This is a genomic window from Nonomuraea sp. NPDC050394, assembly GCF_044459065.1.
Classification (GTDB): Bacteria; Actinomycetota; Actinomycetes; order Streptosporangiales; family Streptosporangiaceae; genus Nonomuraea.
In genome coordinates this window covers 171071-193997 of sequence record NZ_JBITIO010000003.1, presented here as the reverse complement: position 1 = coordinate 193997, position 22927 = coordinate 171071, and the positions used below count along the sequence as shown (strand labels likewise).

The 22927-nt window shown below is 72.4% G+C and carries 27 protein-coding genes; 13 read left to right on the top strand and 14 right to left on the bottom strand.

What is annotated here, in order from left to right:
• Positions 1 to 13 precede the first annotated feature (13 nt).
• A complete protein-coding gene (locus tag ACIBKY_RS13985) occupies positions 14 to 406 on the bottom strand; it encodes a hypothetical protein (RefSeq protein ID WP_397097035.1) in 393 nt (130 codons plus the stop codon).
• Between the two features lie 108 nt (positions 407 to 514).
• Positions 515 to 1309 carry a Cof-type HAD-IIB family hydrolase gene (locus ACIBKY_RS13980; RefSeq protein WP_397097034.1) on the bottom strand — a complete coding sequence of 265 codons (795 nt, stop codon included), beginning with the start codon at positions 1307 to 1309 and terminating at the stop codon, positions 515 to 517.
• A gap of 321 nt (positions 1310 to 1630) precedes the next feature.
• Here ACIBKY_RS13980 and ACIBKY_RS13975 point away from each other — a divergent pair, with 321 nt between their 5' ends.
• The gene (locus tag ACIBKY_RS13975) at positions 1631 to 1789 is read left to right on the top strand and encodes a hypothetical protein (protein ID WP_397097033.1); all 159 of its coding nucleotides are present in this window, start codon (positions 1631 to 1633) and stop codon (positions 1787 to 1789) included.
• Here ACIBKY_RS13975 and ACIBKY_RS13970 read toward each other — a convergent pair.
• On the bottom strand, positions 1771 to 2745 hold the full coding sequence (locus ACIBKY_RS13970; protein WP_397097032.1) for a helix-turn-helix transcriptional regulator: 975 nt from the start codon (positions 2743 to 2745) through the stop codon (positions 1771 to 1773). The two genes, ACIBKY_RS13975 and ACIBKY_RS13970, sit on opposite strands and share 19 nt — an antisense overlap.
• A 126-nt stretch (positions 2746 to 2871) precedes the next feature.
• Here ACIBKY_RS13970 and ACIBKY_RS13965 point away from each other — a divergent pair, with 126 nt between their 5' ends.
• Positions 2872 to 3267 (top strand): RidA family protein, encoded by a 396-nt coding sequence (locus ACIBKY_RS13965; protein WP_397097674.1) that lies wholly within the window; start codon positions 2872 to 2874, stop codon positions 3265 to 3267.
• Positions 3264 to 3824 (top strand): DUF488 family protein, encoded by a 561-nt coding sequence (locus ACIBKY_RS13960; protein WP_397097031.1) that lies wholly within the window; start codon positions 3264 to 3266, stop codon positions 3822 to 3824. The genes ACIBKY_RS13965 and ACIBKY_RS13960 overlap by 4 nt, the downstream gene beginning before the upstream one ends.
• Here the strand turns inward: ACIBKY_RS13960 and ACIBKY_RS13955 are convergent.
• Positions 3821 to 6556, bottom strand: a complete 2736-nt coding sequence (locus ACIBKY_RS13955; protein WP_397097030.1) for a hypothetical protein — start codon at positions 6554 to 6556, stop codon at positions 3821 to 3823. The genes ACIBKY_RS13960 and ACIBKY_RS13955 overlap by 4 nt on opposite strands.
• Positions 6557 to 6627: 71 nt before the next feature.
• Between ACIBKY_RS13955 and ACIBKY_RS13950 the strand changes: the two genes are divergently transcribed.
• The 7 genes from ACIBKY_RS13950 to ACIBKY_RS13920 are packed head-to-tail and all read left to right on the top strand — an operon-like array spanning position 6628 to position 11470.
• Positions 6628 to 7929: an ABC1 kinase family protein gene (locus tag ACIBKY_RS13950; RefSeq protein ID WP_397097029.1), complete on the top strand. Its 1302-nt coding sequence runs from the start codon at positions 6628 to 6630 to the stop codon at positions 7927 to 7929.
• Between the two features lie 45 nt (positions 7930 to 7974).
• Positions 7975 to 8712, top strand: coding sequence for a sulfite exporter TauE/SafE family protein (locus ACIBKY_RS13945; protein ID WP_397097028.1), 738 nt, complete (start codon positions 7975 to 7977; stop codon positions 8710 to 8712).
• Positions 8713 to 8765: 53 nt separating this feature from the next.
• Positions 8766 to 9428 (top strand): hypothetical protein, encoded by a 663-nt coding sequence (locus tag ACIBKY_RS13940; protein WP_397097027.1) that lies wholly within the window; start codon positions 8766 to 8768, stop codon positions 9426 to 9428.
• A gap of 10 nt (positions 9429 to 9438) precedes the next feature.
• Positions 9439 to 9846, top strand: coding sequence for a DUF5655 domain-containing protein (locus ACIBKY_RS13935; protein ID WP_397097026.1), 408 nt, complete (start codon positions 9439 to 9441; stop codon positions 9844 to 9846).
• Positions 9839 to 10525, top strand: a complete 687-nt coding sequence (locus tag ACIBKY_RS13930) for a type 1 glutamine amidotransferase (protein ID WP_397097025.1) — start codon at positions 9839 to 9841, stop codon at positions 10523 to 10525. The genes ACIBKY_RS13935 and ACIBKY_RS13930 overlap by 8 nt, the downstream gene beginning before the upstream one ends.
• A 37-nt stretch (positions 10526 to 10562) precedes the next feature.
• Complete coding sequence (locus ACIBKY_RS13925) at positions 10563 to 11042, top strand: GDSL-type esterase/lipase family protein (RefSeq protein WP_397097024.1); 480 nt, start codon at positions 10563 to 10565, stop codon at positions 11040 to 11042.
• Complete coding sequence (locus ACIBKY_RS13920; protein ID WP_397097023.1) at positions 11027 to 11470, top strand: GDSL-type esterase/lipase family protein; 444 nt, start codon at positions 11027 to 11029, stop codon at positions 11468 to 11470. The genes ACIBKY_RS13925 and ACIBKY_RS13920 overlap by 16 nt, the downstream gene beginning before the upstream one ends.
• Before the next feature lie 34 nt (positions 11471 to 11504).
• Here ACIBKY_RS13920 and ACIBKY_RS13915 read toward each other — a convergent pair whose 3' ends face one another.
• From ACIBKY_RS13915 to ACIBKY_RS13905, 3 genes are read right to left on the bottom strand one after another with little or no spacing between them, the layout of a single operon-like run.
• On the bottom strand, positions 11505 to 12092 hold the full coding sequence (locus ACIBKY_RS13915; RefSeq protein ID WP_397097022.1) for a CE1759 family FMN reductase: 588 nt from the start codon (positions 12090 to 12092) through the stop codon (positions 11505 to 11507).
• Positions 12089 to 13165, bottom strand: coding sequence for an LLM class flavin-dependent oxidoreductase (locus ACIBKY_RS13910; protein ID WP_397097673.1), 1077 nt, complete (start codon positions 13163 to 13165; stop codon positions 12089 to 12091). Before ACIBKY_RS13910 ends, ACIBKY_RS13915 begins: the two co-directional genes overlap by 4 nt.
• Positions 13166 to 13200: 35 nt before the next feature.
• Positions 13201 to 14298 (bottom strand): LLM class flavin-dependent oxidoreductase, encoded by a 1098-nt coding sequence (locus ACIBKY_RS13905; protein WP_397097021.1) that lies wholly within the window; start codon positions 14296 to 14298, stop codon positions 13201 to 13203.
• 83 nt (positions 14299 to 14381) lie between these two features.
• Here ACIBKY_RS13905 and ACIBKY_RS13900 point away from each other — a divergent pair, with 83 nt between their 5' ends.
• Positions 14382 to 15206 (top strand): PHP domain-containing protein, encoded by an 825-nt coding sequence (locus ACIBKY_RS13900; RefSeq protein ID WP_397097020.1) that lies wholly within the window; start codon positions 14382 to 14384, stop codon positions 15204 to 15206.
• Between the two features lie 98 nt (positions 15207 to 15304).
• On the opposite strand, the gene ACIBKY_RS13895 is transcribed toward ACIBKY_RS13900, so the two are convergent.
• The 5 genes from ACIBKY_RS13895 to ACIBKY_RS13875 are packed head-to-tail and all read right to left on the bottom strand — an operon-like array spanning position 15305 to position 19340.
• Positions 15305 to 16246, bottom strand: coding sequence for an asparaginase (locus ACIBKY_RS13895; protein WP_397097019.1), 942 nt, complete (start codon positions 16244 to 16246; stop codon positions 15305 to 15307).
• On the bottom strand, positions 16239 to 17036 hold the full coding sequence (locus ACIBKY_RS13890) for an amino acid ABC transporter permease (RefSeq protein WP_397097018.1): 798 nt from the start codon (positions 17034 to 17036) through the stop codon (positions 16239 to 16241). Before ACIBKY_RS13890 ends, ACIBKY_RS13895 begins: the two co-directional genes overlap by 8 nt.
• Positions 17033 to 17677, bottom strand: a complete 645-nt coding sequence (locus ACIBKY_RS13885) for an amino acid ABC transporter permease (protein ID WP_397097017.1) — start codon at positions 17675 to 17677, stop codon at positions 17033 to 17035. The genes ACIBKY_RS13890 and ACIBKY_RS13885 overlap by 4 nt, the downstream gene beginning before the upstream one ends.
• Entirely contained in the window at positions 17677 to 18594 is a 918-nt protein-coding gene (locus tag ACIBKY_RS13880; protein WP_397097016.1) for a glutamate ABC transporter substrate-binding protein, read from the bottom strand. The genes ACIBKY_RS13885 and ACIBKY_RS13880 overlap by 1 nt, the downstream gene beginning before the upstream one ends.
• Before the next feature lie 17 nt (positions 18595 to 18611).
• A complete protein-coding gene (locus ACIBKY_RS13875; protein WP_397097015.1) occupies positions 18612 to 19340 on the bottom strand; it encodes an amino acid ABC transporter ATP-binding protein in 729 nt (242 codons plus the stop codon).
• Between the two features lie 105 nt (positions 19341 to 19445).
• On the opposite strand from ACIBKY_RS13875, the gene ACIBKY_RS13870 reads away from it, so the two are divergent.
• Together ACIBKY_RS13870 and ACIBKY_RS13865 are read left to right on the top strand one after the other, a co-directional pair.
• The gene (locus ACIBKY_RS13870; protein WP_397097014.1) at positions 19446 to 20585 is read left to right on the top strand and encodes an ROK family transcriptional regulator; all 1140 of its coding nucleotides are present in this window, start codon (positions 19446 to 19448) and stop codon (positions 20583 to 20585) included.
• Positions 20586 to 20636: 51 nt separating this feature from the next.
• A complete protein-coding gene (locus ACIBKY_RS13865; RefSeq protein ID WP_397097013.1) occupies positions 20637 to 21854 on the top strand; it encodes a phytase in 1218 nt (405 codons plus the stop codon).
• Here the strand turns inward: ACIBKY_RS13865 and ACIBKY_RS13860 are convergent.
• Together ACIBKY_RS13860 and ACIBKY_RS13855 are read right to left on the bottom strand one after the other, a co-directional pair.
• Positions 21843 to 22106 (bottom strand): hypothetical protein, encoded by a 264-nt coding sequence (locus ACIBKY_RS13860; protein WP_184962033.1) that lies wholly within the window; start codon positions 22104 to 22106, stop codon positions 21843 to 21845. The two genes, ACIBKY_RS13865 and ACIBKY_RS13860, sit on opposite strands and share 12 nt — an antisense overlap.
• Positions 22103 to 22909 carry a phytanoyl-CoA dioxygenase family protein gene (locus ACIBKY_RS13855; protein WP_397097012.1) on the bottom strand — a complete coding sequence of 269 codons (807 nt, stop codon included), beginning with the start codon at positions 22907 to 22909 and terminating at the stop codon, positions 22103 to 22105. The genes ACIBKY_RS13860 and ACIBKY_RS13855 overlap by 4 nt, the downstream gene beginning before the upstream one ends.
• Positions 22910 to 22927 lie beyond the last annotated feature (18 nt).

The window sequence follows — 22927 nt, the reverse complement described above, 5'->3', positions numbered from 1 at the left end:
CGACAGTACTTGTTCACATACGCGACATGCGAGGGCTGAACGCCCATACCACCAGCCACACGCTGAGCCCGAAAATCGCCAGCGCCAGCGGCACGTGCACCGCCGTGGCCCCCGACCCGCCGGTCATCGACTGCGCGAACCCCAGCAGCAGGATCCCCACCCCCACCAGCGCCGGCCAGCCCGCGCCGCGTCCCGGCTTCCACGCGAGAACCCCGGTGATCGCCACCAGCAGCCCCGCGACGTGCACGGCGCCGGCGCCCATGCCGTGCGCGGCGGTACCGGCGCCGCCGAGCAGCTGGCCGGCCGTGACCCCCTGGGCCAGGACCGCGAGCGCGTTGAGGACGATGGCGGCCTTGAAGGCGGCCCTGAGCCCGCCGCGCTCCTTGACGACCTGCTGGGTGACCACGGAATTCTCCTTCGATCTCGGCTGAGGCCACCAGGCTCGCGGGTCCGGCGCCGCCCGGCATCCGCCCGGTGTCGCGATCGTCCGTACTCCAGATGGGGTACGCGGGGCTCAGCCGTACAGGCGTTCCAGGACGGCGGCGACACCGTCCTCGTCGTTGGACAGGGTGCGGCGCCCGATCGACTCCAGGAGGAGGGGATGGGCGTTGCCCATCGCGTAGCCGTGGCCGGCGTAGGCGAGGACGGCCAGGTCGTTCGGCATGTCGCCGAAGGCCACCACGTCGGCGGCGTCCACGCCGCGGGCCCGGCACACGCGGGCCAGGGCGGCAGCCTTGTCGACGCCGGTGGCGCTGATCTCCAGCAGGCTCCGGCCGCCCGAGTGGGTGATGGTGACCTGGTCCCGCACCGCGGCCACGGCCAGGCCGGCCAGGTCGTCCACCGGATGACCGGCCGCCCAGGCCAGCAGCTTGGCCACCGGCTCGCCCGCGTCGCAGACGGAGGGGACGTCGCGGTAGAAGTCGAGGTCTTCGGCGATACGCCGGGAGTAGCCGGGTTCGCACAGGACGGTGTGCCCCGTCTCCGCGGCGAACGCGATGCCCGGCACACTCTCCACCAGCGCGGCCATGATCTTGCGGAGGACGGCGGGGTCGAGGTCGGCGCGCTCGGTGATGGTACGGCCGGCCAGGTCGTAGACGATCGCGCCATTGCTGCAGACCGCCGTCCCCGCCACCCCGGCCACGGCCGCCACCCGCTCCGCCCCGCGCGGCGGGCGGGCGGTCACGAACACGATCTCGGCGCCGGCCCGCTCGGCCAGGCGCAGGGCGGCTCGGGTGCGGGGGGTGAGGGAGCCGGTGGAGTCCAGGAGGGTGCCGTCAAGGTCGGTGGCCACGAGGCGAGGAGGAGTCACCTGCCCAAGTATCACCAACCCACCCGAACACCAGCCAACCAGCCACCCACCGCCAAGCCGGCACCCAGCGTCGCAGCTCCAAGCCCCGCCCAGTGGTCTCAGCGGCCTGCGACCCCGTCTCCCGGCGCCTTCCCGCCCTCGCCCCCGGAGGTCTGGTCGCGAAGTCCGCCGGAGGTCCCGGAGGTCCGGGCCTGAGAGTCCGGCCCCGGGAGGTCTGGCCCTGGAGGTCCGGTCTGTCTGGACATCGGAGGTGCCGACACGACGGCGTCACCCTGAACTTCGGTCACCGCGTGGAGGCGGACCTGCCGCCCGGGCGCGGTCGTGATCGGCGTGGACGGCGCCCACAGCGCGGTCCGCGCGAAGCTGCAGGCGCTGCCGAACCCGGACCGCTCGTTCACCTGCACGCTGTTCTGGCCGCACGAGAGCTTCGCCCGCCTGGGGTACGCCGCCCGCGGGCCCGCTCAGGCTGACGTTCCGTAGCGGGTGGCGATCGCGGTGGCACGCTCGCGCAGCGCGTCGCGCAACCACTGCGGGGCCAGGGCCTCCGCGTTCGTGGTGAGCTGCCACAGCGCCCATTCGGCGTGTCTCGGATCTTGGAAGGTCACCTCCAGGCGCAGCCAGCCGTCCGCGCCGCTCTCCTCGGACAGGACGGCCAGCGCGGTGCCCACCAGGTCCTCCCGCCGCGCCGGGTTCAGCCGGACCAGCACGGTGACCTGGTCGCCGCCGGTACGGAACCGCGTGCCGCGTTCGCGCCAGGCCCGGTCCAGGTCGACCCGGTCCGGTCGTTGCGCGGGTTCGCCGAGCTCCTCGGCGGCCAGGACGCGGGACAGCCGGTAGGTGCGGTCAGCGCCGGACTTCGTGGCCAGCAGGTAGCCCCGGTCGCGGACGGTGACCAGGCCGATCGGGTCCACCGTGCGCCACTCCGGGGCCTGGCCCACGGCCGCGTAATGGATCCGCAGCTTGTGCCCGGCGAACACCGCGCGCAGGACCTCGGCCGCGATCGCGTCGGGCACCTCCTCGTCGGCGAGGCGGCGCGAGAGGAGGTCGGTCTCCGGGTCGATGAGCAGCCGCTCGGCCGCCCCGGCGGCGGTGTCGCGATAGCTGTCGGGCAGTGCGTCGACCACCTTGAGCATCGCCGAGGCGAGCGCGGACCCGAGGCCGAACGCCTGCGCGCCGCGCCGCGATCCGGCGACCAGCAGGGCGAGGGCCTCGTCGTGGTTCAGCCCGGTGAGCTCGGTCCGGAAACCGGGCAGCAACGCGAAACCCCCGTGCCGGCCGCGTTCGGCGTAGACCGGGACCCCGGCCGCGGACAGCGCCTCGATGTCGCGCAGCACGGTGCGGGTGGAGACCTCCAGCTCGCGGGCCAGCGCGGCCGCCGACAGCCGGCCGTGCCGCCGCAGCAGCAGGACCAGCGAGACCAACCGGTCGGCGCGCATACGAAAACTTAACAGGAATACGCGACAGAGGATGTCGTGATTTGCCGGGAGGCTGAACAGCACGACGACGGCCACCGAGCCGATCGGCGTACGTGATGAAACGAATCGAATGGAGCGGATATGGCAATCGAGCGAACGGCCGTCAACCCGTGGGCGTGGTCGACGGAGCTGGGCTACAACCAGGGCGAGGTCGTCTCCGGGCAGACCAGGACCCTGTACTGCTCCGGGCAGACCGCGATGAGCGCCGACGGCAAGCCTCAGCACGCCGATGACATGGCGGCGCAGCTGGCGCTGAGCCTCGACAACCTGGAGGCCGTGCTCGGCGAGGCCGGCATGTCCCTGGCGAACCTCGTCAGGCTCAACGTCTACACCACCGACGTCGACCGGCTCTTCCAGCACTACGGCGTGCTGGCGGGGCGCTTGGGCGCCGCCCGGGTGGCGCCCTCCACCACGATGCTCGGGGTGACCCGGCTGGCGGTCCCCGACCTGATGGTCGAGCTTGAGGGGACCGCCGTCGCATGACGTGTTTCGCCGCTTCCGGCAGCGCTGCCGGAAGCGGCACCAGGACCAAGAAGGCGGGTGATCTTCCGGTGCTCAGAATGGTGACGGTCGGCGTCTACGGCTTCGACGGTGAGTCCTTCCTGCGGCGGCTGCGGCAGGCGGAGGTCCGCCTGCTGCTCGACGTACGCCAGCGGCGCGGCGTACGCGGACCCGAGTACGCCTGGGCGAACGCCCGGCGGCTGCAGGAGGCCCTCGCCCATGCCCGGATCGGCTACGAGCACCACCGTGAGCTCGCGCCGACCACCGAGCTGCGCCACCTCCAGTACGCCGAGGACGACCGCCAAGGGGTCGGCAAGCGCTCGCGCCGCGAACTCGCTGCCGAGTACACCCGCCGCTACACCGCCGAGATCCTCGACCGCGCCGACCTCACGCCGATCGTGCCGGAGCCGGCGGGCGGCGGTACGGTGGCGCTGCTCTGCGTCGAGCGCGACGCCGCGGCCTGCCACCGCTCGCTGATCGCCCGGCGGCTGGCCGAACGGTACGACGTCACGATCGGCCACCTGCTCCCGGAGCCCTAGCGGGGCAGGTGGAGGCGGAAGCCGTACAGGCCCGCGTGGCCCACCGCGTACAGGCGGGTGCCGCCCGGCGTCCACGCGCACCCGGTCAGTTCGGCGTCGAGGTGGATGGCGGCCACGCACCGGCCGGCGCGCACGTCCCACACCCGCACGGCCGCGTCCTCGGTCGCCGTGGCCAGCCAGGACCCGAACGGCCCCGCCGCCAGCCCCACCGCGGCGGTCTGCTCCTCCAGTTCGTCGCGCAGACGGCCGGTACGGTCCCAGCGCCGGATGGCGCCGTTGGTGGAGGAGGCGGCCACCCAGGCACCGCCGGGCGCGACGGCCAGACCGGTCACCGGGGAGCTCGGGGTCAGCACGGGCGCGATCCTGCGGCCCGCCGGGTCGAGCAGCAGCACGGACTCCCCGCCCGCCGCCACCCACGCGCCGCCCGGCGCCATGGCCAGGTGGCCGGGTTCCTTCATCGAGGTCTCGGCGCTCAGCTGCCCGTCGGGCCGCCAGAACTGCACGGCGTCCCGCGCGGCGGTGGCCAGCCAGGAACCGTCCGGCGCCATGGCCACGGAGCGGGCGGGGCCGCGCAGCCGTACGCGATGGAGGGGTTCGCCGTGGCGGTCCAGCAGCCACAGCAGGCCCTCGTCGTCGGTGGCGGCGAGCAGGGCGCCGTCCTCGGAGCTCGCCACCGCGGTGAACGTGACCCGCTCGTGCACTGTGCGCCGCGCGCTGCCCTCCTCGTCCCAGAGCGTCAGGCCGGGTGCGCCGCCCGCCGTGACCAGGGCGCTGCCGTCGGCCACGGCCGCGATCGCGCGCAGCGGGCGGCGGCGCAGGTGCTCGTCGGGCGCGGGCAGGCCCGGGGCGGCGTCCCACAGGCGGATGCTGCCGTCGAGGCTGACGCTGGCCAGCCAGCTGCGGTCGGGGGCGAAGGCGACGCCGGTGACGCCGAGCCGGTCGAGGTGCTCGGCGGCCAGAGCGTCCGCCGGCGGATCGGGCGGCGGGGGAGCCGCGCCGGTGGCAGGCCGGCCGTCGCGGGTCCAGGTGCGGTCGCGGTGGGCGAGCGTGCCGCTGTCGGGGGTGATCACGGGCGCCGGCCCGTCCTCGGCCGCCGCCACCCGCCACAGCAGGCGGCCGTCCGGCGCCCAGGCGATCAGATCCTCGGCGCACGAGGCCAGCCACGAGCCGTCCGGCGCGATCACCACGTGCCTGACCGGGTCGTCGTGGCCTTCGAGCACCTGCCGCTGAGTGCCGTCCGGGGCCCATAAGCGCACGGTGCCGTCGTCGCTGCCGGTGGCCAGCCACGTGCCGTCGGGGGCGACGGCCACGCAGGTGACGTCGTCCTCGTGGCCGGTCAGCACGGTGCGGACGGTGCCGTCCAGGTTCCACAGCGTCGCGGTGCAGATCTCGTCGGCGGTGACGAGCCAGTCGCCGCCGGGGCTGATCGCCACGCCGTAGCGCTCCTCGCCGCGGGCGCCCATGATCCGGCGCAGCGCGGGCGGCGGCAGGTCCGGCGGCGCCCACAGGCACTCCAGCCACGGCGAGCCGGAGCCGCCGAGCAGCGCGGCGATCTCCCGCGCGGTCGCCGGCACCGCGAACAACCGCCCGGCGAGGGTGGCCGCCGCCGTGGGCGCGGCGGGCGCGGCGTGCTCGGTCCTGGCCAGCACCAGCGCGCTCTGCGCCAGCGTACGGCGCAGCCGCCGCGCCAGCGGCGTCGCGGCCAGCTCCAGATCCTGTTCGACGGCGGCCACGCCGAAGCTCTGCAGCTTGGTCGCGATCCACCCACCGTCGCAGACCAGCTCTTCCACGTTCATGCCGGCCTGCCGGAGGTGGCCGGGCAGCCGGGCGAGCACGTAGGCGATGTCCTCGTGGGAGGCCTCACCGTCGGCGCCCCGGTCGATGGCCTCGACCAGGGCCCGGTTGACGCGGCGCAGCCCGTCCGGGCCGAGCGCGGCGCGCAGGTAGCCGCGCACCACGTCGGGCACGAGCAGCACCTCGCGGTCCGGGGCCTCGGCGAGCAGGCCGAGCGCGCTCAGCCCGGCCAGCGTCAGGTCCGACTCGATCGGGCTCAGCCCGGCGGTACGCGCCCACAGCAGGCGGGCCAGGCCGGTCGGGATGTTGCGGTCGGTGGCGAAGGCGCCCAGCTCCAGCAGGCGGGCGACGCTGTCGGGCAGTTCCGCCCGCACCAGTCCGGCGTCGAGCAGCTCGTGGACCGCGCTCTCGCGGGAGGCGGGCTCGCGCAGGTCGGGTTCGCGGGCCGGGCGGGTCTTGAGCGCCGTGGCGAGCCGGTCGAGGAGCGGCCAGCGCCGTACCGGGAGCCGCACGACCGTCGCGCTGCCGGGCAGGCCGCGGGCGGTGCGGGCGGTGACCAGGACGCTGGCGCGGTGCGCGACGATCATCGCGAGCATCGACACGTGCGGCGCGCGCACGCCGTCCAGCACGACCAGCCCGTCGCCCGGGGCGGCGGTCAGCTCGTCGGCGGTCAGCAGCACCTCGATCCAGTCGGCCGGGTCGGCGCCGCCGCTGACCTCCAGCGCCCGCTCCAGCAACTGGTCGCCGAGCGTCTGGCGGGGGTCGGCGCCCACGGTCAGCCAGGCGATGCCGCCGGGGAAGCGGGCGCGTACGCGGGGATCCTCGCAGGCCCTCGTGGCGGCGGTGGTGACACCGGCGCCCTCCAGGCCGTCGATCTCCGGCACGACCGCGATGAGACCGCTGTTTCCCTCGGTCAGTGCCGTGATCAATTCCTCCATGCATTGAGGGTTGCATCCGATGTGGCGACTGTCACGTTGCCTTATTGGCATTGAGTCCAAAAGATAAGGACATGTCTGATCTTCCGCAGTCGGCGGTGGCCCGGACGGCGAAGCTCGCCGCCCTTCCTCTCGGATACGCGGGCCGTACCGCGCTCGGTCTCGGCAAGCGCGCGCTCGGCGGACCGGCCGAGCTCATCGCGGCCGAGGTGCAGACGCGCACCGCCGAGCAGCTGTTCAAGGTGCTCGGCGAGCTCAAGGGCGGCGCCATGAAGATCGGGCAGCTCCTGTCGGTGCTGGAGTCGGCGCTGCCGCCCGCCGTCATCGGCCCCTACCGGGCCGCGCTCACCAAGCTGCAGGACTCCGCGCCGCCCATGCCCGCCGCCACGGTGCACAAGGTCCTGGCCGGGGACTTCGGCGACGACTGGCGCGCGCACTTCGCCGCCTTCGACGACGAACCCGCCGCCAGCGCCTCGATCGGCCAGGTGCACCGGGCCCTGTGGTCCGACGGCCGGCCCGTGGCCGTCAAGGTCCAGTACCCCGGCGCCGCCAAGGCCCTGCGCGGCGACCTCAAGCAGCTCGGCCGGGTCGCCAAGCTCTTCGGCGTCCTGCTGCCCGGCCTCGACGTGCGCTCCTTCGTCCAGGAACTCCAGGAACGCGTGGCCGAGGAACTCGACTACGGCAAGGAGGCCGAGGCCTGGCACGCCTTCGCCACCGAGTACGCCGGCGACCCCGACATCGCCGTCCCGCCCGTCGTGGCCGCCTCGGAGCACGTGATCGTCACCGAGTGGCTCGACGGCACCCCGCTCGCCCAGATCATCGCCGAGGGACCGCAGGAGGTCCGCGACCGCGCGGCCCTGCGCCTGGTCCGCTTCTCCTTCTCCTCGCCGGTCCGCTGCGGCTACCTGCACAGCGACCCGCACCCCGGCAACTTCCGCGTCACCCCCGACGGGCGCCTCGGGGTGCTGGACTTCGGCGCCGTGAAGGCCTATCCCGACGGCCACCCGCCCGCCGTCGGACCCATGCTCCGGTACGGCGCCGCCGACGACATCGAAGGCGTGGCCCGGGTCTTCCGCGAGGAGGGCGTCATCCGCGACGGCGCCGAGGTCGACCTGGAGGCCCTGGGCTCCTTCGTACGCCCGTACGCCGAGCCGATCGCCGCCGAGTCGTTCACCTTCACCCGCGACTGGATGCGCGAGCGCGGCCTGTACATGCTCGGCGACGGCACCAGCATCTTCCGCACGCTCAACGTGCCGCCCGGCTACGTGATGAGCTTCCGCGTGCTGACCGCCGGCTACGGCCTGCTGAGCCAGCTGGAGGCCACCGCCCCCTTCCGCGCGGAGGCCGAACGCTGGATCCCCGGGTTCGCCTCCTGACCCCCGGCGCGGGCCGGCCGGCGGCCACCTCCTAGCATGTCGGGGGTGATCGAGGTGCTGGGACTGCTCGGGGTGGGGATCGCCGCCGGAATCGTCAGCACGGTCGTCAGCCTCGCCTCGGTCGTCTCCTACCCGGCCCTGCTCGCCTTCGGCCTGCCGCCGCTGACCGCCAACGTCACCAACACCGTGGCCCTGCTCTTCACCGGCATCGGCGCCGCCGCCGGGTCCCGGCCCGAACTGCGCGGCGAGGGCGCCAGGGTGCTGCGGCTGGGGTGGCTGACCGCGCTGGGCGGCGCCTCCGGTGCGGCCCTGCTGCTCGTCACCCCGGCCAGGACGTTCGAGCTGATCATGCCGTGGCTCATCGCCGGCGCCTCGCTGGTCCTGGTCCGCCCGCCCAGCGCGAGCAGGCTCCACGAGCACGGGGTGATGGCCAAGCTGGCCATGTACGCCGTCGCGGTCTACGTCGGCTACTTCGGCGCGGCGGGCGGGATCCTCATGTTCGCGATCCTGTCCGCCGTCCTCGACCATCCCGTGGCCAAGGTCAACGCGGTGAAGAACGTCCTGACCGGGCTGGCGAACGCGGTGGCGGCGCTCGGATTCGCGATGTTCGGGCCGGTGGACTGGGTCGCGGTGGGCCCGCTGGCCGCCGGGTTCCTGCTGGGCGGGTGGGTCGGGCCCAAGATCGCCAGGCGGCTGCCCGGCCAGAGCCTGCGCTATCTCGCCGCCGCGTGCGGGCTCGCGGTGGCCGCCAAGCTGGGCTACGACAGCTACACCTCCCCGTGACCGGCGCCGGACAACGGGGTAGGTTATGGCACTAACCGGAACGGGGGTCAGACATGTCCAACGGTGCGCGGCACGGACTCGGAGTAGTGGCGGGGCTCCTCCTGGCGCCGTTGCTGGTGGTGGTGCTCTCATTCGGCCTGGATGGGTTCAACCACGCCATGCGGACCTTCACGCCCCCGTGGGTCGGGCTCGCGGTCATGGCGGGCGCGGGCGTGCTCGTGGCCTTCCTGTTCAGCTCGCGGATCTCGCCGGTCGCCACGCTCATCGGCGGGCTGATCTACACCGTGGTCGGCCTCTTCCCCATCCTGGAGATGTCGCTCGGGGTGCGGCTGCTGCCCGACTTTCTGCCCAGCATGTTCAGCCGGGGACTGACGACGCTGATGTACACCGGCATCCTCCTGACGCTCGGCGTGGGGATGCTCGTGGCGTCGTTCTTCCCCTCGCGCTGGCGGGGGGCGCGGCGACCCGCGCACGCCGCCCACGGTACGGCGGGGCCGTACGGGCCGGGCTCCTACCAGCCCGCGGCCGGTCCCGAGCAGCCCTACCAGCAGCCCCCGGCCTTCCAGCCGCAGGAACGCCAGCCGTCGGCCTTCCAGCCGCAGGAGCAGCAGCCGTCGGCCTTCCAGCGGCCGCCCGGCCAGGAGCCCGGCTCGGTCTTCCAGCCCCAGCAGCCCCCGGGCGGAGAGGACGCCACGCGTCCGATGCACCGCGAATGAGCGGACGCGAATGAGCAGGTGGGTCTGCCCCCGCTGCGACCGCGAGTTCGGACGTGAGCGGCAGTCGCACGTGTGCGTGCCCGGCGTCACCGTCGACGAAGTGTTCGCGCCGTGGCCCGAGGCCTACCGGGAGATCTACGACCGCCTGGTCGACGCGCTGGGCCCGCTCGGCCCGCTGCACGAGGACGCGGTCGGGGTCGGGGTGTTCCTGAAGGCCGGGCGCAAGTTCGCCGAGATCCGCCCCAAGGCGCGCAGCCTGCAGGTGGAGATCACTCTCGCCCGGCCGATCGCGCACCCCCTGCTGGCGCGGAGCTTCGCGATGGGCTCCGGACGCTACGCGCACTTCTTCAAGCTCACCCGCCCCGAGGACGTGGACGGGCAGATTCTCGAGTGGATGGCGGAGGCCTACGATGCGTGACGTCCTGATCGTGCAGAACAGCCGGAGCGGCGGCCCCGGCCGGTTCGGCGACTGGCTGGCCGCGCGGGGGTTGCGGCCGGATATCGTGCACGCTCACGAGGGCGCGGCGCTGCCCGAGACGCTGGAGCACGACGCGATGGTGGTGCTGGGCGGCGGCTACCTGCCCGGCGACGACGCCCGCGCGCCCTGGCTGGCCGGGACGCGCAAGCTGGCGGTGCAGGCGATCGAGCGGGCGGTGCCGTACTTCGGGATCTGCCTGGGCGGGCAACTGCTCGCGCACGTGGCGGGCGGGGTGGTGACGGCCGACGCCGGCGCGCCCGAGAACGGCAGCACCCCCGTGACGATCCGCCCCGAGGCCGCGGCCGACCCGCTCTTCCACGGCCTGCCGGAGGTGGTGCCCGCGATCGAGCACCACGTGGACGCCGTCACCGCCCTGCCGCCGGGCGCGGTGTGGCTGGCCTCCACGGAACGCTGCCCGTACCAGGCCTTCCGGGTGGGCGACCGGGCGTGGGGCGTGCAGTTCCACCCCGAGGCGCTGCCGGAGCGGGTCAGGAAGTGGGAGGTGGACGGCTTCGACCCCGCCGAGCTGTACGCGCGGGCGGTCGCCGACGAGCCCGTCTCCACGCCGATCTGGCACACGGTGGCCACCCGGTTCGCCACGCTGGTATCCGTACAGTAACCGGACAGGCGCATAGGGTGACCGTCACAATGGGCGGGTGCTGCTACCTCTGATCCTCGTGGCGGGCCTGGTCACGGCGCCCGCCTCCGGTGTCCGCGAGTACGTCGCGCTGGGCGACTCGTGGAGCGCCGACGTCTCCATCGTTCACCTCACGACCAAGCACGTGCCGAGCGGGTGCGTGCAGAGCTCCAAGAACTATCCCAAGCAGGTCGCCGCCGCCCTCGGCGTCACGGTGTTCCGTGACGCGACCTGCGGCGGCGCGACCACCGACCACATGACCGCGCCGCAGGACGTCACGCGGATCAGGGGCCTGATCGACGGGGTGAACCGGCCGCAGTTCGACCGGCTGAGCGCCACGACCGACCTGGTGACGCTGGGAATCGGCGGCAACGACGCGGGGCTGGCCGCGGCGGTCGGAGACTGCATCAACCTGCTGCCCACGCTGACGCGCCCGGCGGCACGCTGCCCGCGCCGTTCGGGGCGCCGTGCAAGAAGCGTTGGGTGGTGGACGGCGTAGACCGCATGTCCAGAAATATCCGTGCAACGGAGCCGAAGGTCGTGGCGGCCGTGAACGGCATCAAGCAGCGCTCGCCCCGCGCCGAGATCCTCCTGGTCGACTACCTCGCCGGCCTGCCCGACGTCGGCGGCTGCTACCCCTACGTCCAGATCACCGACCTCGACATGGACTGGCTGTCGGCCAAGCTCCGCGAGCTCAACGCCATGCTGACCCGCGTGGCCGGGACCACCGGCGTACGCCTGGCCGACACCTACACCACCAGCCGCGGCCACGACGTCTGCCGCCGCCCGGGGGTCCGGTGGGTCGAGGGCCTGCTCCCGCTGTCCACCGACCCGCTCGGCCCCGTCATCCCCTTCCACCCGAACCAGCGGGGCGCCGACCACCAGGCCCGCGTCGTCCTCACCATGGTCAAACCCTCAGACGTCTGAGCCCGTACGGCCCGCGCTCGGCGGACGGCAGGGGTCAGGGCTCCCGGGTGAGGGCGGCGAGCTGTTCGGCGAAGGGAACGAGACGCTCCTCGCGGGCCGGGACGCGGTGGCTCATGAGGCCGGACAGCTCCGTGGCGGCGCGCCGGATCCGGTCGGGCAGGCCATCGTCGTTGCCCCAGTCCTCGGCCGCCGCGTACACGGCGGTCGGGGCGACGACCGCGTGCAGGTAGGCGAACATCGGCCGCAACGCGTGCTCCAGCGCCAGCGAGTGCCGTGGCGTGCCACCCGTGGCCGCGATCAGCGTCGGCTTGCCCTCCAGCGCCTCGGGGTCCAGGACGTCGAAGAACGACTTGAACAATCCGCTGTAGGAGGCGGTGAAGATCGGGGTGACCGCGATCAGCCCGTCGGCCGAGGTGACCGCCTCCTGCGCGGTACGCAACGCCCGCCCCGCGAAGCCGGTGACGAAGTTGTTGGCGATCTCGGTGGCCAGGTCGCGCAGCTCGACGACCTCGACCTCCACCTCGTCGTCCACGGCGCGCACGGTGGCCTCCACCAGCCGGTCGGTCAGCAGGCGGGTGGAGGACGGCTGGGTGAGTCCGGCCGAGACGGCGGCGAGCTTCATGACTTCTTCTCTCCAAGTCGGGACAGGTGGGTGGGGGCGTCGGGCACGTTCGCGGGCCGGCCGATCGCGAACTCCTTGCGCAGCACGGGCACGACCTCCTCGCCGAGGATGTCGATCTGCTCCAGCACGGTCTTCAGCGGCAGGCCCGCGTGGTCCATGAGGAAGAGCTGGCGCTGGTAGTCGCCGAACGAGTCGCGGAAGGTCAGGGTCTTGTCGATGACCTCCTGCGGGCTGCCGACGGTCAGCGGCGTCTCGGCCGTGAAGTCCTCCAGCGAGGGGCCGTGGCCGTAGACGGGGGCGTTGTCGAAGTAGGGACGGAACTCGCGGACGGCGTCCTGCGACCTGGCCCGCATGAACACCTGCCCGCCGAGCCCGACGATCGCCTGTTCCGGCGTGCCGTGGCCGTAGTGGGCGTAGCGCTCCCGGTAGAGCGTGATGAGGCGCTGGAAGTGCTCCTTGGGCCAGAAGATGTTGTTGGCGAAGAAGCCGTCGCCGTAGTACGCGGCCTGTTCGGCGATCTCCGGGGTGCGGATGGAGCCGTGCCAGACGAACGGCGGGATGCCGTCCAGGGGGCGGGGGGTGGAGGTGAAGCCCTGGAGCGGGGTGCGGAAGCGGCCTTTCCAGTCCACGACGTCCTCGCGCCAGAGTTTGTGCAGCAGGCCGTAGTTCTCGATCGCGAGCGGGACGCCCTGGCGGATGTCCTGGCCGAACCACGGGTAGACGGGGCCGGTGTTGCCGCGGCCCATCATGAGGTCCACCCGGCCGTCGGCCAGGTGCTGGAGCATCGCGTAGTCTTCCGCGATCTTCACGGGGTCGTTGGTCGTGATCAGCGTGGTCGCGGTCGAGAGGATCAGCCGCGAGGTCCGCGCGGCGATGTAGCCGAGCATGGTCGTGGGGGAGGAGGGCACGAACGGCGGGTTGTGGTGCTCGCCCGTCGCGAAGACGTCGAGCCCGGCCTCCTCCGCCTTCAGCGCGATCGCGACCATCGCCTTGATGCGCTCGTGCTCGGTGGGAGTCCGGCCGTCTGTCGGGTCGGTCGTCACGTCGCCCACACTGAAGATGCCGAACTGCACTTTCATCACCAACCTTGACTGTTGAACGTTCAACTCTACTGCTGGTGAGCGCCGATCGCCAGCCCCTTATTCCCCAGGAGCGAGGCGTGCGTGGGCGCGCCGGGCACGTTCGCGGGCCGGCCGATCGCGAACTCCTTGCGCAGCACCGGCACGATCCGCTCCCCAAGGATCTCCAGCTGCTCCATCACCTTGGGCAGCGGGAGGCCTCCGCCGTCCACGATGAACAGTTGCCGCTGGTAGTCGCCGAACGAGTCGCGGAAGGTCAGGGTCTTGTCGATGACCTCCTGCGGGCTGCCGACGGTCAGCGGCGTCTCGGCCATGTACTCCTCCAGCGACGGGCCGTGGCCCATCACCGGGTGGTTGTCGAAGTAGGGGCGGAACTCCGCGATCGCGTCCTGCGACCTCGCCCCGACGTGGACCTGCCCGCCGAGCCCGACGATCGCCTGCTCGCGGGTTCCGTGCCCGTAGTGCTCGAAGCGGTCGCGGTACAGGCCGATGAGGCGCTGGAAGTGCTCCTTCGGCCAGAAGATGTTGTTGGCGAAGAAGCCGTCGCCGTAGTACGCGGCCTGTTCGGCGATCTCCGGCGAGCGGATGGAGCCATGCCAGACGAACGGCGGGATGCCGTCCAGGGGGCGGGGGGTGGAGGTGAAGCCCTGGAGCGGGGTGCGGAAGCGGCCTTTCCAGTCCACGACGTCCTCGCGCCAGAGTTTGTGCAGCAGGGCGTAGTTCTCGATCGCGAGCGGGATCCCCTGGCGGATGTCCTGGCCGAACCACGGGTAGACCGGGCCGGTGTTGCCGCGGCCCATCATGAGGTCCACCCGGCCGTCGGCCAGGTGCTGGAGCATCGCGTAGTCTTCCGCGATCTTCACCGGGTCGTTGGTCGTGATCAGCGTGGTCGACGTGGACAGCACCAGCCGCGACGTCCGGGCGGCCACGTGGGCCAGCAACGTCGTCGGCGACGACGGGATGAAGGGCGGGTTGTGGTGCTCGCCGATCGCGAAGACGTCCAGCCCCACCTCCTCGGCCTTCACCGCGATCTGGGTGATCGCCTTGATCCGCTCGTACTCGGTGGGCGTGCGGCCCGTGTTCGGGTCCGCCGTCACGTCGCCCACGCTGAAAATGCCGAACTGCATTTTAGTCACCAATCTTGACGATCCATTTTGGTGACTTTAGCGCGGGCCTCTCCCGCCTTATTCCCGTCCGTCACAATCAGGTCATGCGCATCGATCTGCACAGCCACAGCGACGCCTCCGACGGCACCTCGCCGCCCTCTGAGGTGGTACGGCGGGCGCGCGCGGCCGGAGTCGACGTGCTGGCGCTGACCGACCACGACACCACGGCCGGGCACGCGGCGGCGGAACGGGCCGCGCGGGAGGCGGGCCTGCTGCTGGTACCCGGCATGGAGATGTCGTGCCGCCGCGACGGGCGCAGCGTGCACCTGCTGGCGTACTGGTTCGACTCCGGGAACGACGCGCTGCTGCGCGAGTGCGAGCTGATCAGGCGGGCGCGCGACGGCCGGGCGGAGGCCATGGTCGGGCGGCTGGCCGAGCTGGGCGTGCCGATCACGATGGACATGGTCACGGCCGTGGCGGACGGAGGCGTGGTCGGGCGGCCGCACATCGCGCGGGCGCTGGCCACGCTGGGCGTGGTGGCCACTCCCGCCGGCGCCTTCACCCCGGAGTGGATCGGTACGGGCGGCCGCGCCCACGTCACCCGCTACGCCCCCGACCCGGCCCGCGCGGTGGCCCTGGTCCGCGCCGCCGGAGGCACGGCAGTGCTTGCCCACCCGAGGCGCGGCTTCCCGATGCCGGACGCCTGGATCGCCGAGCTGGCCGGGGCGGGGCTGAGCGGCGTGGAGGCCGACCACCCGGACCACGACGACGAGGACCGCGCGCACCTGCGCCGCCTCGCCGCCGGACTCGGGCTGGTGGTGACCGGCTCCAGCGACGACCACGGCGAACTGACCGGCCACCGCCTGGGCCGCGAAACCACGACAGAGGAGGCCTACGAGACCCTCCGCGCCGCTGCGAAGCGTCCATGACGAGGGAGAAGCGCCCCGCGCAGGTCGTGGGGTGCTTCCGGCGGGGCCGGTCAGAGAGCGTGGAGGCGGGCCGGTAGAGGGCGCAGAGACGGGGCCGGTCAGAGGGCGTGGATCTCGCCGACCGGCGTTCCGCCGCCGTAGACGGGGATCCGGGTGAAGGACTCCGCCCCCGACACCTCGCACCCCATCCGCGCCAGCACCGACACGGCGATCGCCGACGTGGCCCGCGGGCTGCCGTCGATGACCTTGACCGCGGCCGTGTGCCCCGACGGGAGCGCCGCGACCAGGACGCCCTCCGCACCGCCCTTCACCACGGCTCCGGGCAGCGCGCGCATCAGGTCGGTGTTCTGGTGCCCGGTCCCGCCCACGTACTCGGGGTGCTCGCGCATCGCGTCGGCCACCTGCCGGGGCGCGGTGCCGGGCGCGGCCAGGACCAGGGCCCGCACGGCGCGGGCCAGCCCGGCCAGCGACATGCCGAACAGCGGCGCCCCGCACCCGTCCACGGCCACCGCCGTGGCCTTCTCCCCGGACAGTTCCTCGACGGCGGCGCGGACCGCGAGCTGGAGCGGGTGGCCGGGGGAAAGGTAGGAGGCGGTGTCCCAGCCGTTGGCCACGGAGGCGGCCAGCATGGCGGCGTGCTTGCCGGAGCAGTTCATGCGCTCGCGGGTCTTGGCGCCGCCCTCGCGGATCAGGCGCAGCCGGGTCGCCTCGTCCTCCGGCCAGTCCTCGGGGCAGAGCAGGTCGGCGGGGCGCAGGCCGTACTCCTCAAGAAGCTCGGTGACGAGCCGCACGTGGAAGTCCTCGCCGGTGTGGCTGCCGGCGGCGATCGCCAGGCGCGCGCCCGGCAGGGCCGCGCCCGAGGTCAGGCAGGCCAGCGCCTGGAACGGCTTCGCCGAAGAACGCGGCAGCACCGGCGCGTCCACCGGCCCGAGCACGACCTCGCGACGGCCGTCGGGGCCGAGGCCGACGGCGCTGCCGTAGTGGACGCTTTCCACGAAGCCGGAGCGGACGACCTCGGCGAGTGCGGGAAAATCAGGCACGTGCGGAACTCCTTCGCTCCAGAACCCTGGCGAGCTTGGACAGGGAGGCGTTGACCACGAGATAGATGAGCGCGATCACGATGTAGGTCTGGATGAGCAGGCCGTTGTAGGCGACGAGGACCTTGCCCGAGTAGAACAGCTCGCCGTAGCTGACGATGAAGCCGAGCGAGGTGTCCTTCAGCAGGCCGACGGACTGGCTGACGATGGACGGCAGGACGCGGCGGGCCGCCTGGGGCAGCACGATCATCCGCAGGGTCTGGCCGCGGGTGAGGCCGACGGCCAGGCCCGCCTCGGTCTGGCCGCGTTCGATGGACAGGATGCCGGCCCGGAAGATCTCGGCGAAGGCCGCGGCGTTGGAGACCGTGAGCGGGACCACGAGCTTCCAGAACAGCGGCAGGTCCAGGCCGTACTTGGGCAGCGCGAACAGCACGACGTAGACGAGGAGCAGCGCGGGAATGGTCCGCACGACCTCGATGTAGGCGGTGGCGGGCCCGCGCAGCCAGCGCCGCGAGGACAGCCTGCCGATCGCGAGCAGCAGGCCCAGCGCCATCGACAGGGCCGCCGCGACGACGGCCGACAGCGCCGTCGACCACAGGCCGTCGAGCAGGTAGCGCCACATGGGCCAGGTGGCGTACGGCTGCCAGCGTTCGGCCGCGAGCTGCCCGTTGGCGGCGAACTGGCGCACGGCCAGGGCGGCCAGCGCCAGCGTGCCCAGTACGCCGAGGACGGTGGCGATCCGGATCCGGCGCCTGGCGCGGGGACCCGGCTCGTCGAACAGCACGGTGCTCATCGCACGATCACCAGCCGCCGTTCCAGCCGTCCGGTGACGAAGCCGACCGCCGCGGCGATGGCCGCGTAGGCGAGACCGGAGCCCACGAAGATCGCGATGGGCTGGGCCTCCTGGAGGTTGACCCGCTTGGCCGCCTCGGTCAGGTCGACGACGCTGATCGCTCCGGCCAGCGCGGTGGACATGATGAGCTGGATGGTGAGGTTGCCCAGCGGCTGCACGACCGTGCGCAGCGCCTGAGGCAGGATGACCAGCCGCAGCGACTGGCCGAAGGTCAGCCCGAGCGCGCGGGCGGCCTCGGCCTGGCCCTTGGACACGGAGTTGACGCCGGAGCGCAGCGCCTCGGCCATGTACGCGGCCTGGTAGACGGCGATCACCACGATCGCGGTCGCCATCGGCGGCCCCTTGATCCCGATCTCCGGCAGTCCGAAGAAGACCAGGACAAGAAGGACAAGCAGCGGCAGATTCTGAAAGGTCTCGACGTAGGCGGTGCCCAGCGCCCGCAACACGGGAACCGGGCTCACCCGCATCGCCGTGACCAGCACCCCGAGCACCGCCGCGCCGGCGAACGACGCGACGGTGAGCTGGAGCGTCACGAGGAGGCCCTGCCACAACTCCGGCAGGTAGTCCAGGAGGACGGACATCAGGAACCCGGCACCGAGCCGATCGCCGGCGGCGCGGGGGCCTCACCCTTGACGACGGTGCCGAGGGAGTCCTTCCACGCCTGCTGCCACACCCCGGCGTCCTGCATCTTCTTCAGCCAGTCGTTGACGAACTTCTTGAACTGCTCGTCACCGTGCTTGAGCCCGATGCCGTAGGGGTCCTCGGTGAAGGGGTTGCCGATCACCTGGACGGTCGGGTCCTTCTGCGCGTTGGCCGCCAGCAGGGTCTCGTCCTGGACGTAGGCGACGCCCCGGTCCTGCTTGAGCGCCTGCATGCACTCGGGGTCGGAGCCGAAGGTGATGATCTCGGCCTGCGGCGCCAGCTTCTTGATGGCCGCGATGGCCGGGGTGTTGGCGCCCGCGATGACCTTCTTGCCGTTGAGGTCCTCGGGCTTGGCGATGCCGGTGGTGCCCTTCTTGACCGCGATCGACAGCCCGGAGGTGTAGTACGGCCCGGCGAAGGCGACCTGCTTGGCCCGCTCCGGCGTGATCGTGTACGTCTGGAAGACCACGTCCACGGTGCCGTTGCCGATCAGGGCCTCACGTGTCTCCGACGCCGAGTTGACGATCTTCACCTTGGGCTCGCCGATGATGTACTTGGCCAGCGCCTTGCCCATCGAGGCGTCGAAACCCTCGACCTCGCCGCTGACCGGGTTCTGCTGTGACAGCAGCGGCGCGTCGAGGGAACCGCCGACGAGCAGCTCGCCGCGCTTCTTGATCTTGTCCATCGTCGAGCCGGGCACGATCGCGGCGGCGTCGGCGACGGGCGCCTTCGCGAGCAGGTCGCTCGCGGCGGGCTTGGCCTCCCCGGGTACGGCTGGGTTCGAGCCGCCACCGGTGCTGGAACACGCGGCCAGGCCGAGCAGCGACACGGCGACGACAGCGACCATCTTTCTCATGGACACCATCCCTTGCGTTAGTGAGTCAGTACTTTGGCCAGGAAGTCCCTGGCCCGGTCCGTCTGCGGGGAGTCGAAGAACGCCGCGGGAGCGCCCTGTTCGACGATCTGGCCGTCGGCCATGAACACCACACGGTCGGCGGCCTTGCGCGCGAAGCCCATCTCGTGGGTGACCACGACCATGGTCATGCCGTCGGCGGCCAGCCCGGTCATGACGTCGAGCACCTCGCCGACCATCTCGGGGTCGAGCGCCGAGGTGGGCTCGTCGAAGAGCATGACCTTGGGCTTCATGGCCAGCGCGCGGGCGATGGCCGCGCGCTGCTGCTGGCCGCCGGACAACTGGGCGGGCAACTTGCCCGCCTGCGCGCCGATGCCGACGCGCTCCAGCAGCTCACGCGCCGTCTTCTCGGCGTCGGTACGGCCGGCGCCGCGCACCTTCACCGGAGCGAGCATGACGTTGTCCAGCACGCTCATATGCTGGAAGAGGTTGAAGGACTGGAACACCATCCCCACGTCGGCCCGCAGCTTCGCCAGCTCGCGGCCCTCCAGGGGCGCGGGCACGCCGTCGATGACGACCTCGCCCCGCTGGACGGTCTCCAGCCGGTTGAGGCAGCGGCACAGCGTCGACTTGCCGGACCCGGACGGGCCGACCACCACGACGACCTCGCCCCGCGCGACGTCGAGGTCGACGTCCCGCAGCACGTGGTGCTCGCCGAACCACTTGTTCAGCCCTCTTGCCCGAATCATCCAGCTACTTCCTTCGATATCGAAGATAGAGCGGACCGTAATAGATGATTTCATGCGAAGTCAACACGTTGTCGAACAAAGCCGAACCGTGGTATTCATCTCCACATGTCTGGCAAAGAGCGACTGCCGGTGACGGGGGCGCAGGGGGACCTGCTGCGGCTCGTCGCCACCGGGCAGGCCGAATCGCGCGCGGAACTGGCGCGCCTGTCCGGCCTCGCGGCCTCCAGCGTGTCGCTGCGCGTGGAGGAACTGCGCGACGCCGGGCTGCTCGTGGAGGAGGGCTCGGGCACCTCGCGCGGCGGACGCCGTCCGCGCCGGCTCAGGTTGTCGCCGAGCGCGGGCGTGCTCACCGTCGCCGACCTCGGGGCCCATCACGTACGGCTCGGCCTGCTCGACCTCAGTGGCACGCCGCTGGCCGTACAGGAGCGTGAAGCCGACATAACAGCTGGGCCGGAAGCGGTCCTCGACTGGCTGGCCGACGCCTTCGACGACCTCCTGGAGACGCACGCGCCGCCGGGAGTCCCGCTGCGCGGCGTCGGCACCGGCATCCCCGGCCCCGTCGACCCCGCGACGGGACGCGTGGTCGGCCCCTCCCGGATGCCCGGCTGGAACAACTTCCCCGTCGCCGACCACCTGCGCGCCCGCTACGACCTGCCCGTCCTGGTGGAGAACGACGCCAACCTCATGGCCGTCGGCGAGGCCCGCTCCTGGCCCGGCGCCGACAACCTCATGGTTCTCAAGGCCGGGACCGGCATCGGCTGCGGCGTCGTCGTCAACGGCCGCCTGCACCGGGGCAGGGGCGCCGCCGGGGACATCAGCCACGTCAGGGTCCGCACCGACTCCTCGATCGTCTGCGCCTGCGGCCACCGCGACTGCCTGGAGGCCTACGCCAGCGGCGCCGCGCTCCAGGCGGCCCTGGCCGAGGCCGGCATCGCCGTCGAGCGGCCCGCCTACATCGTCGGCCTGGTGGACGACGCCGTGCCCGAGGCCACCAGCCTCGTCCGCACCGCCGGGCGCATGATCGGCGAAGTGCTCACCGTCCTGGTCAACTTCTTCAACCCCGACGTGATCGCCGTCGGCGGCAGCCTGGCCGCGGCCGAGCCGCTCATCGCCTCGATCAGGGCCGCCGTCTACGAACGCTGCCTGCCGCTGGCCACCCGCGAACTGGAGATCGCCCCCGCCCGCGCGGGCCAGGACGCGGCGCTGCTCGGCGGTGGAGCGCTCCTGCTCGACGCCGTCCTCTAGCGCTCATCCGCCGTTCACCGGCCGTTCCCGCGCGAGCGCCACACTCCGCGCATGCGAACCCTCCTGCTCAGCCTCGCGCTGGTCGCCGTCGGCGCGGCGCCCGCCCACGCCGACGGCCCGCCGCGGGCGACCCCGGTCGCCGAGACACCGGCCCTGTTCGACGACGACGCCGGCGGCAACGCCAACGGCGACGACCCCGCCATCTGGGTCAACAAGAAGAACTCCGGGCGCAGCCTGGTGATCGCCACCGCCAAGGAAGGCGGCCTCTACGTCTACGACCTCGGCGGCAGGCAACTCCAGCACGTCGCCGCCCCGCCCGCGCCGGGCAAGGACGACGAGCCCGGCCGCTTCAACAACGTCGACCTCGTCTACGGCTTCCACGGCAAGGACCTGGCCGTCGTCTCCGACCGGGGCCGCGACCAGCTCCGCTTCTACGCCATCGACCCGGTCACGCTGCGCCTGACCGACGTGAGCGACCCGGCGGCGCCGTACGTCTTCAACAAGGACCAGAAAGAGGTCAACGAGGCCCGCACCGCCTACGGCCTGGCCACCTGGCAGGACGGCGGCGGCGACTACGCGCTGGTCAGCCGCCGCCACCAGACCCGCATCGGCCTGGCCAAGCTCACCGAGCGCCGCGGCAAGGTGAGCTACCGGCTGGTGCGCACCCTCGACCTGCCCCGCGCGTTCGACCTGCCCGACGGCTCCCGCTGGCGGCCGTGCGGCGAGCCCGGCGAGCTGGCCCAGGTCGAGGGTATGGTCGTCGACCGCGGCCGGGACGTGCTCTACGCCGCGCAGGAGGACGTCGGCATCTGGCGGCTGCCCGCCGACCTGTCCGGCGAGCCCGTCCTGGTCGACAAGGTCAAGGAGTACGGCCGGCAGGACACCTACGACCCCGAGACCGAGGAGTGCCTGCCCGGAGAGGACCGCGGCCACGGCGGCGAGCACCTGGCCGCCGACGCCGAAGGCCTGACCATCTGGTACGGCAAGGGCGGCGCCGGCTACCTGCTGGCCTCCAGCCAGGGCGACAACACCTTCTCCGCCTACCGCCGCGAGGGCCGCAACGCCTACCTCGGCTCGTTCCGCGTCGGAACCGGCCGGGGCATCGACGCCACCGAGCACAGCGACGGCGCGATGGTGGTCGGCGAGCCGCTCGGCCGGTTCCGCGAGGGCCTGCTGGTCGTCCACGACGGGCAGAACACCCCGGCGGACGGCGAGCGGGAGAACACCAACTTCAAGTTCGTCCCCTGGGACGCGCGGCTAGTCCGCTAGCTTCTCGAAGAAGAACTCGTGCTTGAGGAACGACGTGTCGTACTCGTGCCCGGGATAGGGCGGGATGAGCTGGGAGGCCTGGAACAGCCGCCAGCCGTCCCGCAGGGCCGCCACCCCGCTGTCGTAGGGCGGCTCGTCGCCGTCGCCGGTCGTCGGGGTGGTACGCCCGGTGCCGTCGTAGGACGCCCAGCCGACCACGGGCGCGTCCAGGGCCGAGGTGGCCAGGTAGAGAACCAGAACCTGCTGCTTCACGCGATCCTCCGGGGACGGTTGCTGACACGGGTGGCCCAGTGGTCGACGTCGAACCCGTCGAAGCCGGTCATCGCGCGCCACATCGCGACCCGGTTGTAGATCTCCAGCCGGCCCGTCGCGGGCTCGTACCAGGGGAAGCGGGTGGACAGTTCCCCGGGCACGGCCGGGTCGTCCAGGTCGGCGGTGTCCCAGAGCCGCACCTGCCGCACCGTCGGGTTGAAGCGGATCTTGAACATGTAGCGCCGCTCGTCGCTGTCGTTGCGCCGCCCGCCGTGCCAGATGCCGTGGTGCAGCAGCAGCACGGTGCCCGCCGGGCAGGTCAGCCTGATCTGCCCGCGCAGGTTCTGGTAGCGGCCGGTGTCGCTCTCGTTGGTACGGCGCAGGTGGCTGCCGGGCACCAGAAGCGTGCCGCCCATGGCCGGGCTCACCTCGTGCGGGAAGTACATGAGCTGCACGTCGAAGGCGTCGGCGCGGGTGTCGATGATGGCGTCGCCGTGCAGCGGCTGGGCGCTGCCGCCCTGGGGCTCGCGCACGTGCACGGCGTGGTGGTCGACGGTGGGGTCAGGGCCGACCAGGCTGCGCAGCGCGCCGGCCACCCGGGGAACCTCGACCAGGCGGCGGGCGAACGATCCCTCGGGGAAGGCCAGCGGCAGCGGCGTGCCGTACGGGACCGGGGGGATGCCCGCGGAGAGCACGCCGATCGCCTCCGCGTTGAGCTCCTCCGGCACCGCGGCGTCCAGCCGCAGGAACCCCTGGGCCACGAACCGCGCCACCTCCACCGAGGTGAGAAGAGTGGTTTCCATGCGTCAACCGTAGGATCG